The organism is Actinomyces sp. HMSC075C01 (assembly GCF_001812965.1).
GTDB lineage: Bacteria > Actinomycetota > Actinomycetes > Actinomycetales > Actinomycetaceae > Actinomyces > Actinomyces acetigenes.
On the sequence record NZ_KV810935.1, the window covers coordinates 1 to 442 of the forward strand.

Genomic DNA, 442 nt, shown 5'->3' on the forward strand with positions numbered 1-442 from the left:
CCGCACTCAAGCCGGCCCGTACCCACCGCAAGCCCCCAGTTAAGCCAGAGGATTTCACGACAGACGCGACCAGCCGCCTACGAGCTCTTTACGCCCAATAATTCCGGACAACGCTCGCGCCCTACGTATTACCGCGGCTGCTGGCACGTAGTTAGCCGGCGCTTCTTATCCAGCTACCGTCAACCCACCCACCAAGGAGCAGGCCTGCTTCACTGGCGAAAGAGGTTCACAACCCGAAGGCCTCCATCCCTCACGCGGCGTCGCTGCATCAGGCTTGCGCCCATTGTGCAATATTCCCCACTGCTGCCTCCCGTAGGAGTCTGGGCCGTGTCTCAGTCCCAGTGTGACCGTCCACCCTCTCAGGCCGGCTACCCGTCACCGCCTTGGTAGGCCATCACCCCACCAACAAGCTGATAGGCCGCGAGCCCATCCCCCACCAAAA

1 rRNA gene is annotated in these 442 nt (G+C 62.2%); it reads right to left on the reverse strand.

The window, feature by feature from the left end:
- Positions 1–442, reverse strand: a 16S ribosomal RNA gene (locus HMPREF2883_RS01510); the annotation flags it as partial.